This window comes from Mucilaginibacter gotjawali (genome assembly GCF_002355435.1).
Classification (GTDB): Bacteria; Bacteroidota; Bacteroidia; order Sphingobacteriales; family Sphingobacteriaceae; genus Mucilaginibacter; species Mucilaginibacter gotjawali.
Genome location: NZ_AP017313.1, coordinates 3536611 through 3551755 on the forward strand (window position 1 = coordinate 3536611; position 15145 = coordinate 3551755).

The window sequence follows — 15145 nt, forward strand, 5'->3', positions numbered from 1 at the left end:
GATGGGGAGAATAAGTTTTGGATTTATATGCAAAATTAAGGCTACCTTCACCAAAAGTGCACCAGTGCCTTTTAGTACAGCGCGGATATTGAACGACAACTTTGACGAACTGATTGTTAGCTTTATGGCTGGACAATGCGGTATTTCTGGGAACTTCCTGACTGAAGAGCTGGCTTTTCGGCTAACTGCCAATCTTAAAAATCTTTTTACCGGCGGCAAACTGAATCCTGCAGGAACCGGCAATGAATTACTTGCTGTCTTTAACAAGTCAGTACGCGGCGACCAGATCTACTGGCTCGACCGCGAACACAATGACACCGCCGAAAATGAATTTTTCGACCTTATGGACGGCTTTGTGGCGCACCTGAACGAAACGTGTTACACAGGTATCACCGGGTACGAATTTCATTACACACTATATGAAACAGGTGCCTGCTACAAAAAACACCTCGATCAGTTTAAAACCAATAGCAGCAGGCAATTCTCCATGGTAATGTACCTGAACCCGGACTGGATAGCCGCCGACGGCGGCGAGTTGTGCATCTACCCTGACGGTATAGCACAATTAATCGCGCCCATGAACAAGACAAGTGTATTTTTTAAAAGCAATGAGCTGGAGCACGAGGTTTTGATAACGCATAAACCAAGGATGAGCATTACCGGGTGGTTGAAAAGGGATTAAATTATCCCTGCTTACAACTTCACTTCTACCTTCTCCCCTGTTTTTGCAGCCCGGTAAATCGCGTCGATCAGTTTCAAATCTTTTACAGCCTCATCGCCATCAATGGGCACCACCGGTTGTTTACCTTCAAAAATAATGGCAGCCATTTCATCCATTTGAACGGTTTGGTGCGTGGTGATGGGTTGATTTAATTCACCTTTATGGGTACGGCCCATGATGGGGCCATAGCCTGTAGAAGGCTGCATCTCGGCAAAACCATCCGTCCCGTCAAGGAAAAACCGGTCGAGGTTATTCATGGCGTATGTTGACAGGCATGATGCCGTAGCCCCGCTGGGGAAGCCAAACTGGAATTGGATGGTTTCATCAATGCCCTCCTTGAATTTTATGTGATCGGTTTTAGTTTCCTGCGCAGTAACCCAGACAGGGTCCTCTCCCGTCATATAACGGGAGCCGTTGATAGCGTAAATACCGATATCCATCATAGAGCCACCGCCTGATAATTGTTTATTTAAACGCCATTGGGTAGGGTCGCCGATGGTAAAGCCGCAAAGTCCCTGGAAGAATTTGATCTTACCAAATTCGCCCGCTTTCCGCATCCTGATCACTTCGAGCGTTTTGGGTTCAAAGTGCATGCGGTAGCCCACCAGCAGTTTCACACCGGCAGCTTTGCAGGCATCAACCATCTCCTGTCCTTCCTTAGCATTTATAGCCATGGGCTTTTCGCAAATGGCATGTTTGCCGGCCTTAGCAACGCGGATCACCTCGTCGTGGTGCAGCCCGTTGGGAGTGATCACATAAACTGCATCGATATCAGGATTATTTTTTATCGCGTCAAAATTCTCATAGTTATAACAATTCTTGGCGGGGATGCCATACCTGCTTTGCCAGGTTTTTATTTTTGACGGCGTACCGCTGACTACCCCAACCAGTTTTGCTTTTTTACAGCTGCGCATGGCCTCGGCAACCCGTTCACCATAACTACCCAGCCCCATAATGGCCACGCGCAATACCGGTCCCTCATCGGCTCCATGGTCATTAGGTAAACTATCCGCCCATCCGGCAATGGGCGCCAGCTGCAGGGCAAGGGCCGTTACCCCTAATTTCTGTAAAAAGTTGCGTCGTGAATTCATATCCTATTACTGCTGCGGTTAATTGATGCTTACAATTTAAACATTTTCAACCAATAACACCTTGCGCAACAAATATTTTGCAATCGTGGCGGCCGGTGCAATAAATTGCGTACAATTCTGCCGCCTGTTTCCCTAAAATTCCCTATTTTTGCGCTTCTCCTTAGTTCATGATCGTGGCAACTAAAACAACAGAAATTCAATGAGCAGTATCCATCATAAAGATATCGGGACCAAACAAAAAGCGCTTGCCATTAATCTCAACCCTCAAATTTATGGTTCTTTTGCCGAAATCGGCGCGGGGCAGGATGTGGCGGCTAATTTTTTTAAGGCCGGGGCCTCATCGGGTACTATTGCCAAAACTATGTCTGCCTATGACATGACCTTTTCTGATGCCATCTACGGCGTACAAACCATAAAGCGTTATGTAAGCGAGAACCGCTTAATCTCCATGCTTGATCATGAATATGGGCTATTGATTGAACGACTGGGTGTACAACGCGGAGAATCGACTACTTTTTTCGCTTTTGCAGATACCGTTTCGGCGCTTAACTACCATAAAACAAACGATGGCCATGGCTGGATGGGCGTACGTTTTCAATTGGAACCAAACGGCCCTTTTAACGATGTGGTGCTGCACGTTAAGCTACTGGACTACGATAACAATATGCAGCAGCAGGCTGTGGGTGTACTTGGAGTGAACCTGATTTATGCCTGTTTTTATTACCACCACATACCACCCATATTTTTGCTTTCGCTGATGGACGACCTCAGCAGCGACCGGATCCAGATCGATATGATCCGTTTTGAAGGCCCGGATTTCAGCAACGTGGATAACCGGCTGATGAGTTTGCACCTGGTGAAATACGGATTTTCCGACGCGGCCGTATTCGGGCCGGATGGTAAAAACCAGCAGCCAAGTGAAGTATTGCATAAAAAACATACCGTGGTGATCCGCGGCCGTTTCCGGCCGCTCATCAATGTGCATTTGGACATGCTGAATAACGGTGTTAAACAATTTTTACAGGAACCTGATGTTGATAAAGCCAACGTGATCGTGATTACCGAGCTTACCCTGCAGGCACTGAAAGAGCGGGACGCTGACCATACCGCCGATATTGATGAAAAAGACTTTCTTGAACGGGTTGATATCCTCTGTACGCAGGGGCAAACCGTGCTGATCTCCAATTTCCACGAGTATTATAAACTGGTGGCCTACCTGTCAAAAATCACCAAACTGAAGCTTGGCGTGGTAATGGGCTACCCTAACCTGGAGTACATTTTCTCTGAAGAGCATTACAACGACCTGCAGGGCGGCATCCTTGAATCATTTGCCACCCTGTTTAGCCGCAAGGTTAAGCTGTTTATCTACCCTACTTTGCGCGACGGCGTCATCCTGAACTGTTTGAAGTTTAACCCGCCGGCCCATTTAATGGACCTTTACCGTTACCTGATCGCCAACAATAAAATTGAAGACATCAGGCATTACAACGAAAATAACCTGAGTGTACAAACCGATAAAGTGCTGCAGCTGATTAAACAAGGCGCCGAAGGCTGGGAACAATATGTACCCGCCGAAGTAGCTACCATGATCAAAGATCGCTGCCTGTTTGGCTATGCCTGCGACGTGGAACCGGGTAAGGAAGATGTGAAGGCTGACAATGATGGTGATGGGGTTGTGATGGATCGTGAAGGTTAATTCAAGCTCATGCCCTTATATATCAAGCTTGATAGATTGTCCTTCAACAAATTGGGCTTTTGAAATAGTAATGTTTATTTTCTGATCAGATGTATACCCGACTGTTTGCCCATTTTTTAATGTGACGTCATTAGCGATCACATAGGATGCAATATTTCCCAAAAATTCCAATAAGTCTTCTAAACTTAGTGTCGAATCAATTATTTCAATTTCCTGTTTTTGAAAATATTTTAATCCATAAGTATAAGCTGAGTTGCCCGTTTTAAATTTCTTCAGTCCGATATAAACCCATAAAAAAACAGGGGTACCGTCTCTTTTAAGCTCTTCAATATTTTTTAAATATTGTTCTGAAGGAATCAGTAATGACTGGCTCCCTTGGTACACGCCTATCGAATTGGACGTCATCAAAATAGCGCATAGCACTTTGCTTAATAATTTAAACCTTTCCAACGGACCTTTTTGACCATCCATTATTGTTACAATGGCATGCCCGGTGTGATCTTTTAAGCTCTCAAGAACATTTGGCCAATTGTAAGCATATTGAGCAGTCCCTTCAATATCTCCCCATGGAATTGGTACGTCCATATTTGCTATAGCCACACTTTCGCCGTTTAACTTAAAAACAGCTACATTCTTATCTCCACTATAATCTGTAATTTCAAAGTTCCAGAATGTTTTAAGGTTGTCTTTTATTTTATCTATCTCGCACAAATCTCCATCATTAAACATCGGCATAGCTAACAAAGTATTACTTTCCGGCTTTGCCTTATTTTGTTCTTTCTTGAAAAGATCAAATAAACCCATTATATTACTACTGAAATGAATGACAAAATTAAGATGTACCAATATGTACATTTTCTCTTGAAAATGTACAATCAAGAATTTTAATTTTCCTTCAATGAAAGTTAGTTCCTCCAAAAACACAAAAAAGCCGAACTTTCCAGCCCGGCCTTCATTGATTGTCTTGATTTTTGTGAGATACTTATAAGGGGTTGCTTTTTATGCTGATAGTTTAAAACTTATCGTCGTTAACTTCTATCCAGATATTATCCGGATCCTGCAGGTACACCTGTTTTACGCCATCCGGACGTAACTGCGGATTTTTGGAGTCCTGTTTCCAGTTGCCGTATTTCACCTGCATTTGGTCCAAATGTTTGGTAAAATCCGCCAGGTTGGGCACGGTATAGGCAAAATGCGAGTTGATATCATGTTCGGTTACCTCAGCAGCGCCCTGTATCAGGTGCAGCTGGGAATGTTCGCCGGTGCGCAGCCAAACGTGTTTACCATCATGAAAAGGCTCCGGAATTACCGGGAGCATCATCACATTTTCGTAAAAGTCAGCACTTTTTTTAAGGTCTTTAACGTACAGCGCAACGTGGTCCGATGTCGGGCTTACTTGTGCGGACACATTGAAAGCCACTCCATTCAACAGCATGATGGACAAGAATTTAAAAATAATCGATTTTTTTATCATGGTTTGTTTAATTATAAACTGCTTCCTTGTGTTCTTAGTGCATTTCTTTGTGTTCCTTGTGGTAAAAAGCTAACCACTAAGGGCACTAAGTATTCACAAATATCATTATGACAAATCGCTTAACTCCCTTCTTCAATTAACGGGTACGTTTGTAGAGGGCCAGATATGTCTTTACTTCAAAATTTCATTTATCCTTTTCAACTCATCTTCACTAAAGGTGGTATTTTTAATACAACCGATGGAGTCCGTTACCTGCTCGGGCTTGCTGGCGCCGATGAGCACCGAAGTCACCCGTTTATCTTTTAAGATCCACGAAAGCGCAAATTGTGCCAGGTTTTGCCCGCGTTCTTTCGCTATTTCGTTTAAAGCCCTTGCCTGTGCAATTTTATCATCTGTAATGGCATCTTCTTCAATAGCGCCGTTACCCCGGTGCGTTGTCGCTCTTGAACCTTCCGGAATTCCGCTTAAATATTTATTGGTCAGCAGCCCCTGTGCCAATGGCGAAAACGGAATACAGCCCACGCCATTGTCTCCCAATACGTCCAATAATCCCCCTTCAACCCAACGGTCGAACATGGAGTATTTGGGTTGATGGATGAGGCAGGGTGTACCCAGTTCTTTTAATATCGCGATTGCCTTTGCCGTTTCTTCAGGCTGATAGCTGGAAATCCCCACATAAAGTGCCTTACCCTGGCGAACAATGAGATCGAGCGCTGTCATGGTTTCTTCCAGCGGGGTTTCCGGATCAGGGCGGTGGTGGTAAAATATATCCACGTATTCCAGGCCCATTCTTTTTAAACTCTGGTCGAGGCTGGCAACCAAATATTTCTTCGAACCCATATCGCCATAAGGGCCCTCCCACATCGGCCAGCCGGCTTTGGTAGAGATGATGAGTTCATCGCGGTATAGTTTAAAGTCATCTTTATAGATCTTGCCAAAATTCTCTTCCGCCGATCCCGGGGGCGGCCCGTAATTATTTGCCAGGTCAAAGTGGGTAATACCGGCATCAAAAGCAGTTCTTAAAATATTTTTCGCATTTTCCTGCTTATCAATGTCGCCGAAGTTATGCCACAACCCCAATGAAACGGCGGGCAGCTTCAATCCACTGTTACCGCAACGGCGGTATTCCATATCCTGGTACCTTTGTTTGTTTGCCAAATAGATCATATTCAAAAGTAATTTTAGGTTTAATTGAAATTAATAGCGCCTTTAAAAGGTCATTTAACCATCAACTGGATGGCCAAAGCGTTTCCACGGTAAAAATAACCAATACTTTGAGACTTCCTCATTCGTTTCATATTAAACAAGTGTTATGTCATTAATAAATTAACGTTCAGGCCTAATCAGAACAGCCTAAAAATACCTCGGGGAGATTATGTAAAACAGTGTAAACCTCATTTTAATGAAAAAGTATACAAATAACTCATTATTAGATATTTACAAAATTAAAATCCTTAAATATGTAAATCCTTTGTAAACCCCTTTTGTGCTTTTTGCGTTCAATGAACTTGTAGATTGAAGATTAGTCAATTTATGGTTGACACGACACTATCCATATTCTTTATACAACAGTTTCAGCACACTCCTCCGCCCCTGCCATCTCTATTAAATCAACATTTTCCATATTTTTTGTAATCGGAATTTTAAGCTTATAGTGTTGATATTTGAGAATAAAAATGCCATCCAGAAAAGCAATACCGGCACTATTACATCCAATTGCCGGGGGTAAGAACTTAAAGCCCCGCTGAGTGCCAGGTAAACACCTGTAATCAACAACAAAAACTTCACGGGGGAAATGATACGACGCCAGTTAAGCCAGCTCAAAATAATACCGGCAACCGAGGCCCATAAAATTAAAGAGCCAATGATAATATTTTCCACTATGGCCCCATCCTGGTAAGAGTAAGAATACGGAAAATTAAACAGCATCCTCGAAAAGTTATAGTAATAGTTCTTCAGGAATTTAAAGGGCTTCTTTTTGATATTTTCGAGGGCCTTTTGCTTAAAGAGCACGTCCTGTTCAAACTCATTGTGTTTCTGAATATCCTTAATCTCTTTTGAATGATTTTTCTTTAAAAGGTTAACAGCCTCTGCTGATTTAAAAAGTATCGGATATTGATTATTGGTCAGGTTGGGAACTTTCCAGTCGCCATATTCATGATCAAAGGGAGAGCTCATCCAATACAAACTCATTCCGCCTGAATCGCCCCAGTAAAATGCTTTGCCGGTAAGTGAATAAGTATAAACCAAATAGGGAAGCGTAACCAGCATTGCAGCCAGCAATATTTTTACAGGTTTAAGGTACTCCGCCCGGCTTTTTTGAACAGGAGCATGAATAAGCAGGCTGCTAAACAAATGATCAGCACATAGCCAAAAATAATTTTTGTTAGCGTGATATACCCCAATACAACACCTGCGAGGATGACATACTTTAGTTTATCCCTGACATAGCCCATCGCAACTAAATATATAAGCAATGAAATTAAAAAGCTGGTAAAAGCTTCGGTATACAAAATAGGTAAAATGGACTGATCGTCAGGATAAACAGCTAAAAGCAAGGCAGCAATAAGGGCTATCCTGTGGCTGGTAATTAAATTTAATACCTTGTATAAAAACACAACCGCCAGGTACTGGTATACCGCGTTCAATAAGGTAATGTATAAAACGGGTACATGTACAGCAATAAAGGGCACGAGGATGATTGGATAACCAGGACCGTTCCAAAGGTTAATATGAGGCGGCGAAGGCGAATAATACCCGTGGATCAGGTTATGGGCAAAATCCACGTACCTGATTTCGTCGCCGTATAAAGTTGGCCACTTGTTGATGATAACTACATATGCATAATAAAAAAGAAACGGAAGGAATATGAACCAGGGGTTACGGGTAAGTTTTTTTATCATGACAAGCGATCTGCAAATAAATATACAATTTATTTGTTTTGCAAGGTATTAAAAGGCAAAAGCATACGCCTTATTATTTGGCACAGGTAGTTTTCCGGTTTTCCTTTCATTCAGGACTTTTAAGATAAAACGCTAATCCCGTATATTTGCCGCCGGATAAGCAGCCCGGAATGAAATAAGAGGAATTTAAATTGACAGAGAGCGTAATTTTAGTTGACGGGCAGGATAATATGACCGGCACAATGGAAAAAATGGAGGCCCACAGGCTTGGTGTACTTCACCGGGCGTTCTCCGTTTTTATTTTTAATAAAAAGGGGCAATTATTGCTGCAGCAAAGGGCTTTTGATAAATACCACTCAGGCGGCAAATGGACCAACACCTGCTGCAGCCACCCAAACCCGGGGGAAGAAACCCTCGAAGCTGCCCATCGCCGGCTAAATGAAGAGATGGGCATGGAATGTACGCTGCGGTATGCCTTCAATTTTATTTACCGGGCGGGGTTTGAAGACGGCCTTTCGGAACATGAATTTGACCATGTATTTTGGGGTATAAGCGCTGACAACCCGGTGCCTGAACCAAAGGAAGTGGCCGCGTTTAAATTTATGAGCATGGATGATCTGGCTGCGGATATAGAAAGCAACCCCGCCCGGTATACCGAATGGTTAAAAATCTGTTTTGACAGGGTTATCGAGGTCCACGAACAATTATTTTAAGTACGGGCACCTATCGCGTAAGTACTGAATTCAGACGATCTCCGGTTTAACTTCCGCTTTTTTCTGTATCATTTCAAAAATAGCATCTGCGTCAGCTTTTGAACACAACTGCGTTCCGGCGTTAAGTGTTGCCGCCGACCCGCAGGCAACACCGTACTGAACAGCTTCCTCAATGCTTTTGCCATTCTCTAAACTCAGTACAATACCGGCAACCAGACTGTCTCCCGCTCCTACCGTGCTTTTTATATTTAATTCAGGAGGGGTTATTCTCAGCACATCAGTTTTGGTCACCATTAACGCTCCAAGCGCCCCCATTGAAACCACAATTACTTCACTCCCCCCGCTATCAATCAGTTCCCTTGCAAAATCAATTGCATGTTCGGGTTCAATGGTTTCTTCGCCTACAAGCAGCGCCAGTTCACGAAGGTTTGGCTTTATTAAGTACACCCCTTCTTCCAAAGCAAGTTTTAAAGCATCGCCTGAAGTATCCAATATCAATTTTGCGCCTGTTCTTTTTGCAATCCGTGCTATCCTGGCAAAAACATCAGCCGGAACACAATCAGGCAGGCTGCCGCTTGCAACAATAAATTTTACACCCTGCTCCAGTTCAATTCGCTGCAAAAAGGCCGAGATCTCCTCATCGGTAATTCTGGGTCCGGGCATATCAAAAAGGTATTGCACTTGTACCGAACTTTCGAAAACCACCAGGTTCTCCCTTGTTCTGCCGCCAATTTCTGTAACCATTGTTCCAACCTGTTCGTCCGCAAGTAAACGGCCAATCTCTCTTCCGGCGTCGCCGCCGGCAAGGAAACACGCAACTGCACTGCCGCCAAGTTTCCTGATAGCCCTGGCAACATTAATGCCACCGCCGCCTGGTTCATATATCGGGCTTGTACATTTTAGTTTTTTCTCCGGGATCAGCGCCTCAACCGTCACACTTTTATCAAGCGCCGGGTTAAACGTTATGGTAATAATTGATGGCATCATATTTTTATTAATTACTGTAATATTCAACCAGGGCTATGTGCTCATAATTATGAAGTGACCCATTGTCAACAAATTCAACTTCACCGCCACTTTCCAATACTTTTTCAATCACCTCGTCAACGGCATCCTTTATATAAAAGGGGCGGTTTAAACTTATATCCTCCTGGTAGATATTGTCAGCTGAAGGGCCAAGGTGCGCGGGATACATAAAATCTTTTTCAACTACCAGTAAGCGATTGTTTTTATGCGCAGCTGCCTGCCAAACCTCTTTCATGCCAACGGCCAGTTTTTTCTGATCCAGGGCCTTTTCCAGCTCAGCCAAAACAGCCGCCTGGTTTATTTTGCGCCAGTTTGATACGTGCGGAGCCATAATAGCGCGTATTTTGGTTTCTTCAGCTTCCAGCACATTTCCCTGTATAAATTCAGCAATATATTTCCCATTCCTGGTCATCTTTTTCAAATGGCCAAGCGCCCTGTCAGTGCCTAATATAAAAACAGGTAAATGATGTTGTTTTAGCACTTCCGTAAGGCTTTGGTCAACATGTTGCAGGTATTTATTTAACACTTCCTCTTTGCGATTTGCCGGATCTGAAAAGTTTGACACCCGCTCGCTGATATCATTTTCATATGCTTGGGTATCGAGCGGAAAAGCGCTCTTTAAATATTCAAATTCGTGGTCGCTCACCTGGCATAGCTTCGCATGCTCTGCGCTCAAAAGCAGCAATATATATGTCAGCGCCTGCGTTTTGTTGTAAACAAGGTCGCGGATCTCAAATGATTCATCGATGATCAGTTTCTCTTTCACCTCAGTATCAAGGTAAATTACTTTTTCGGTTAATGGTGAAACAAAAATCGCAATGCTTTTTTTAGCCATATCATACTTTAAGCCGGCAATTAGTTTTTGTAGTTTATTAATTACCACATAAGCCTTTTCATCAGGATAAACTGATAACAGTTGCCGTTTCGCCTCCTCAAGTGCGATCTTTAGTTTATGGTCCATTTCGCTTTTTAAGGATATTTTTGAGTCGAACGGTAAAATAACGGATACGGCCGGCCTGTATTTTATTGCTTCTATAACCTGATTTTCATCATTGGTTTTTATTGCATTCATATCAGTGGGTTTTTAGATGATCAAATATATTTTCAAATAGCGGCCTAAATCATGACGGGCGTCATTTAATAGACTGATGTTGGGCATAAAGCAGCTGCGGTGCGCTACCAGATTAATCATTGTTTTTTACCGGCAGAGATATGGTAAATGTGGTACCCACGCCCGGGTGACTGGAAACGTCAATTGTTCCCCCTAACGCTTCGACCTGGGTTTTAGTCATATACAAACCTAAACCCCTGCCTTCTTTGCTAAAATTAAACCGTTTATATAAACCAAAAAGGTCGGTACCTGCTTTACCCAGATCGATCCCGATCCCATAGTCGGTAACGATAAGCATAAGCCTGCCGTCAATTTTTTTTGCCTGGATGATAATACTGGGATGAAGATCTCTTTTACTGTATTTAATAGCATTACTCACCAGGTTGAAAATTATGCTGTTAACGTAACTTTTAATTGAATAGAAATTCATGGCATCTTCATCAATATATATTTGTAATGAAGTGCCGGATTCACGTATTTGGGTTTCAAGGTTATCCTGAACAGAATTAATTATCCCGGCTAAATTTACAAGCTCAATGTTTTGATTTTCGGCCCTGCTCACCGATAAAATATTGGTCAGGTCATTAATAACTTCATCCAATGATAGTGCTGAATCGATTAAATATTTAATCAGTATTTGTGCGTTATCATCATGGTTAACGCATTCATCCTTCAAAAGATCTATTAAACTTATGATCTTTGCTATTGGCGCCCTGATGTTATGCGATACGATATAATTAAACTGCATCATATCATTATACTTGCCGGTAAGGTCCTCAAGCAACCGTTCTTTTTCCTGTTCAAGGTCTTTTCTTTCGGTGATCAGTGTTCTTATTGAGAGATATTGAACTACATCACCGTTATCATTAAAAATCGGCGAAATTGTAGTATCAACCCAATAATAGCTGCCATCTTTTGCTTTGTTTTTAATTTCTCCGTGCCAAACACTTCCACTTACAATAACCTTCCATAAGCCTTTAAAAAATTCAGGAGGATGAAAGCCGCTGTTAACAATACGATGATTTTTACCCAATAACTCTTTACGGTTATACTTCGAAATTTCACAAAAAAGATCGTTTACGTATAAAATTTTACCGCCTCTATCTGTTATAGAAACGATTGCTGCTGTATTTACCGCTTTTTGATATGCATTTAATGAATGAAGTAAATTTTGCTTTGCATCGAATGCAGCGATCATGCTATTCCAATCCATTTTCGGTTTTCCTTTCATTCAAAAAAACTTTCCAGATTCAGCAAGTTTAAAAATCGTGCTTTAACTTACGCAGCTTTATAGACAGATGGATACGAAATATCCCGGCGCATATAAATGCCAGTCCTGTCCAGATAATGGTATTAACTACACCAAAAGCCAGATTTCCTAAAATCAGGCAGGCCAAAAGGATCACAAATATAGCCGACGTCAGCAACCAGCGCCAGTCAAGAAACCCATACGCCCGCATATCAATGGAGTTACCAATGGCAAAAACGCCCCTGAAAAGCATCCAAAAACCTATTATAACCGGCAAAATAACCATCGTAATTAACGGGTATAAAAACAGGTACCCGCCAACAAAAAGGTCAACCAATCCGCTAACAAGTGTCCATCCCCAGGCCTCAATACTCTTATGGTTATTTAAGGCAAAAACCACCTCAAAAATACCGGTTGCAAAAATCCCCATAGCAAATATTTTGCTAAGCGATAAAAATGATTGAAATGGTGAAGCTATTATCCAAATGCCCAAACCGATCAACACAATGCCTGCCAATAAAATCAACCACCAGTGCGAGATGGCGCTTTTATAGGTCTTATAAATAATAGTTGTCATTTCTTTTAAATTTTAAAATTCATTAAATAAGTAATTCATGTTCAACGGCTGGCTCTTTAACACATTTAGCCAATGCCTCATTTATATTTTCAATTCCCCTGAAAAGTGCATCTGAATTAAAAGCAATGCTGTTGATGCCGGCTTCAACCAGCATTTGAGTAAACTCAGGCGAATCGCTTGGCGCCTGGCCGCATAAACCCACTTTTTTGTTTAGCGCATTAGCCCTTTGGATCATCCTGGTGATTAACAGCCTGCTGGCTTCATTTTGCTCATCAAACAGGTCGGCTACCAGGGCCGAGTCGCGATCGATACCCAGCGTCAGTTGGGTAAGGTCATTCGAGCCGATAGAGAACCCATCAAAAACCTTGGCAAACTCATCCGCCAGCAGCACATTTGACGGTATTTCGGCCATAACAAAAATCTCCAGGCCATTTTTACCCTGTTGCAGGCCATACTCGCGCATTAATGCAATTACCTTTTTACCTTCGGCAACGGTGCGGCAAAACGGGATCATCAATTTAACATTGGTAAGGCCCATATCATCCCGCACCAACTTCATAGCCTCACATTCAAGCCTGAAGCCCTCTTTATAGCGTTCGTGATAATATCTTGATGCTCCCCTGAAACCGATCATAGGGTTTTCTTCTTTCGGCTCAAAGTATTTACCGCCAACCAAACCCGCGTATTCGTTGCTTTTAAAATCACTCATCCTTACAATTACTTCTTTCGGGTAAAAAGCAGCGGCAATGGTGGCAACGCCCTGTGACAGTTTGTCAACAAAATATTTTTCCTTATCAGGATAGTTATTCGTCAAATTCCTTATTTCCAACCGCTCAGCATCATCCTTCACCATTTTAAAATCAATTAAAGCCATCGGATGCACTTTAACCGAATTGCTGATAATAAACTCAAGCCGCATCAATCCAACACCATGATTTGGGTACATCGATAATTGAAAAGCTTTTTCGGGGTCACCAACAATCAACTGTGCCATAACCCCACCTGGTAATTTTATTTTGCTGGTATCGGTAATTGTTTCCTTCCATACCAGTTTACCGCGATATACATTCGCTGTTTTGCCTTCGGCACAACTCAGGGTGATCAACTCTCCATCCTTTATCGCTACTGTGCCATCGCCTGTGCCAACTATAGCTACCACCCCCAGTTCCCTGGCAATAATGGCGGCATGGCTGGTTCTGCCTCCTTTATTGGTTACAATGCCGGCTACTTTTTTCAAAATCGGATCCCAGTCCGGGCTGGTGGTATCGGTTACTAAAATATCACCTGAATTGAGCTTTTCGGCTTCTTCGGGCGACCTCAATATCCGCGCGTAACCACAGGTTATTTTTCCGCCTACTGCTTCACCAGTGGTAATTACAGCGCCTTTTTCCAATACCTGGTAGGCCTTAACCTCAGGGATCTTTTCCTGGCTGTGCACCGTCTCGGGCCTGGCCTGGATAATGTATAACTGATGATTTAAACCATCTTTTGCCCATTCAAAATCCATGGGCTTTTTATAGTGGTCTTCAATTAACAACGCCCAGTTAGCAAGCTTTTCCACTTCATGGTCCTTCAGCACAAATTTTTCCCTTAACTCCCAGGGGGTGTCTTTATTGATCGTTGAATTACCAGTACCGGTTTTATCAGCATAAACCATCATCTTATTTTTAGTGCCCAGGTTTTTCTGAATGATGGCATTCTTTTTTAATTTTAAGGTTGGCTTAAAAACCAGGAACTCATCCGGCGTAACGGTGCCCTGCACAATATTTTCGCCCAGGCCCCAAACACCTGCAATATGTACTACGTCCCTGAAACCGGATTCCGGCTCCAGCGTAAAACCGACGCCAGAACATCCCTTGTCGGCCCTGATCATATGCTGTACACCTACCGAAAGAAATACCTTACTATGTTCAAAACCCAGGTCTTCGCGATATTTAATGGCACGGTCGGTATATAATGATGCAAAGCATTGCCTTACTGCATTCAACAGGGCCTCGCTTCCTTTTATATTTAAAAAGGATTCATGCTGACCGGCAAAACTGGCATTGGGCAAGTCTTCTGCAGTAGCGCTGCTCCTGACCGCGACTTCCTGCTGCGTGTTTTGGAAAAGAAAATTATAGGCATCAATAATCTCGTTGCCCAGGTCGGCCGGCAGATACGAATTCATAATGGCTTGCCTGGCCTCTGCCCCAATGGTCGCCAGGTTTGCATATGTTACCTTGTTTAATTGCTGCATCAGGTTGTTCAGTTCCTCCTCCAGCCGGTTATATTTTATAAAATAACGGTACGCTGAAACGGTAATGGCAAACCCATCCGGCACATGTAAACCCAATGGGTTTAAATGAACAAACATTTCGCCAAGCGAAGCATTTTTGCCGCCAACTTCGGCAATATCATTCATGCTGATATCACTGAATTTTTTTATAAACTTTTCCATAACGATCTATATTAAAAAACAACTGTTACAGGCTACCGATATCTATTTAAAATCATTATACAAAACTACCTTGCCCGGCGCCGCGCTTACATGATGTAAATCAGCAAAAGGCATGATATGTATCACATTCATTGATTTAAAACCCGT

At 42.7% G+C, this 15145-nt stretch carries 14 protein-coding genes; 3 read left to right on the forward strand and 11 right to left on the reverse strand.

Translation table 11 applies throughout. The annotated features are described in order from the left end of the window. The first annotated feature begins 1 nt into the window (after position 1). Positions 2–682, forward strand: a complete 681-nt coding sequence (locus MgSA37_RS15655; RefSeq protein ID WP_197706004.1) for a 2OG-Fe(II) oxygenase — start codon at positions 2–4, stop codon at positions 680–682. An 11-nt stretch (positions 683–693) separates the two neighbouring features. On the opposite strand, the gene MgSA37_RS15660 is transcribed toward MgSA37_RS15655, so the two are convergent. After that, positions 694–1812: a Gfo/Idh/MocA family protein gene (locus MgSA37_RS15660; RefSeq protein ID WP_096353206.1), complete on the reverse strand. Its 1119-nt coding sequence runs from the start codon at positions 1810–1812 to the stop codon at positions 694–696. 199 nt (positions 1813–2011) lie between these two features. On the opposite strand from MgSA37_RS15660, the gene MgSA37_RS15665 reads away from it, so the two are divergent. Continuing rightward, entirely contained in the window at positions 2012–3508 is a 1497-nt protein-coding gene (locus tag MgSA37_RS15665; protein ID WP_096353207.1) for a nicotinate-nucleotide adenylyltransferase, read from the forward strand. Positions 3509–3523: 15 nt separating this feature from the next. On the opposite strand, the gene MgSA37_RS15670 is transcribed toward MgSA37_RS15665, so the two are convergent. The 5 genes from MgSA37_RS15670 to MgSA37_RS15690 all read right to left on the reverse strand — a co-directional run bounded on the left by MgSA37_RS15670 (position 3524) and on the right by MgSA37_RS15690 (position 7885). Next, a complete protein-coding gene (locus MgSA37_RS15670) occupies positions 3524–4312 on the reverse strand; it encodes a DUF4261 domain-containing protein (protein WP_096357529.1) in 789 nt (262 codons plus the stop codon). Between the two features lie 208 nt (positions 4313–4520). Beyond that, positions 4521–4982, reverse strand: coding sequence for a VOC family protein (locus tag MgSA37_RS15675; RefSeq protein WP_096353209.1), 462 nt, complete (start codon positions 4980–4982; stop codon positions 4521–4523). A 171-nt stretch (positions 4983–5153) separates the two neighbouring features. After that, positions 5154–6149 carry an L-glyceraldehyde 3-phosphate reductase gene (gene mgrA / locus MgSA37_RS15680; RefSeq protein ID WP_096353211.1) on the reverse strand — a complete coding sequence of 332 codons (996 nt, stop codon included), beginning with the start codon at positions 6147–6149 and terminating at the stop codon, positions 5154–5156. 438 nt (positions 6150–6587) lie between these two features. Beyond that, positions 6588–7265 carry a hypothetical protein gene (locus tag MgSA37_RS15685; RefSeq protein WP_172885329.1) on the reverse strand — a complete coding sequence of 226 codons (678 nt, stop codon included), beginning with the start codon at positions 7263–7265 and terminating at the stop codon, positions 6588–6590. A gap of 5 nt (positions 7266–7270) precedes the next feature. Continuing rightward, entirely contained in the window at positions 7271–7885 is a 615-nt protein-coding gene (locus MgSA37_RS15690; RefSeq protein ID WP_096353214.1) for a glycosyltransferase family 39 protein, read from the reverse strand. 191 nt (positions 7886–8076) lie between these two features. Between MgSA37_RS15690 and idi the strand changes: the two genes are divergently transcribed. Then, positions 8077–8598, forward strand: a complete 522-nt coding sequence (gene idi / locus MgSA37_RS15695) for an isopentenyl-diphosphate Delta-isomerase (protein ID WP_096353216.1) — start codon at positions 8077–8079, stop codon at positions 8596–8598. Positions 8599–8628: 30 nt separating this feature from the next. On the opposite strand, the gene MgSA37_RS15700 is transcribed toward idi, so the two are convergent. The 5 genes from MgSA37_RS15700 to ppsA form a co-directional block, all read right to left on the reverse strand. Then, positions 8629–9585, reverse strand: a complete 957-nt coding sequence (locus MgSA37_RS15700; protein ID WP_232010658.1) for a 1-phosphofructokinase family hexose kinase — start codon at positions 9583–9585, stop codon at positions 8629–8631. Positions 9586–9592: 7 nt separating this feature from the next. Continuing rightward, positions 9593–10696: a baeRF3 domain-containing protein gene (locus tag MgSA37_RS15705; RefSeq protein ID WP_096353217.1), complete on the reverse strand. Its 1104-nt coding sequence runs from the start codon at positions 10694–10696 to the stop codon at positions 9593–9595. A gap of 112 nt (positions 10697–10808) precedes the next feature. Next, the gene (locus tag MgSA37_RS15710; protein WP_232010659.1) at positions 10809–11948 is read right to left on the reverse strand and encodes a sensor histidine kinase; all 1140 of its coding nucleotides are present in this window, start codon (positions 11946–11948) and stop codon (positions 10809–10811) included. A 46-nt stretch (positions 11949–11994) separates the two neighbouring features. Continuing rightward, positions 11995–12561 (reverse strand): HdeD family acid-resistance protein, encoded by a 567-nt coding sequence (locus tag MgSA37_RS15715; protein WP_096353221.1) that lies wholly within the window; start codon positions 12559–12561, stop codon positions 11995–11997. Positions 12562–12583: 22 nt separating this feature from the next. Then, positions 12584–14998 (reverse strand): phosphoenolpyruvate synthase, encoded by a 2415-nt coding sequence (gene ppsA / locus MgSA37_RS15720; RefSeq protein WP_096353222.1) that lies wholly within the window; start codon positions 14996–14998, stop codon positions 12584–12586. Positions 14999–15145 lie beyond the last annotated feature (147 nt).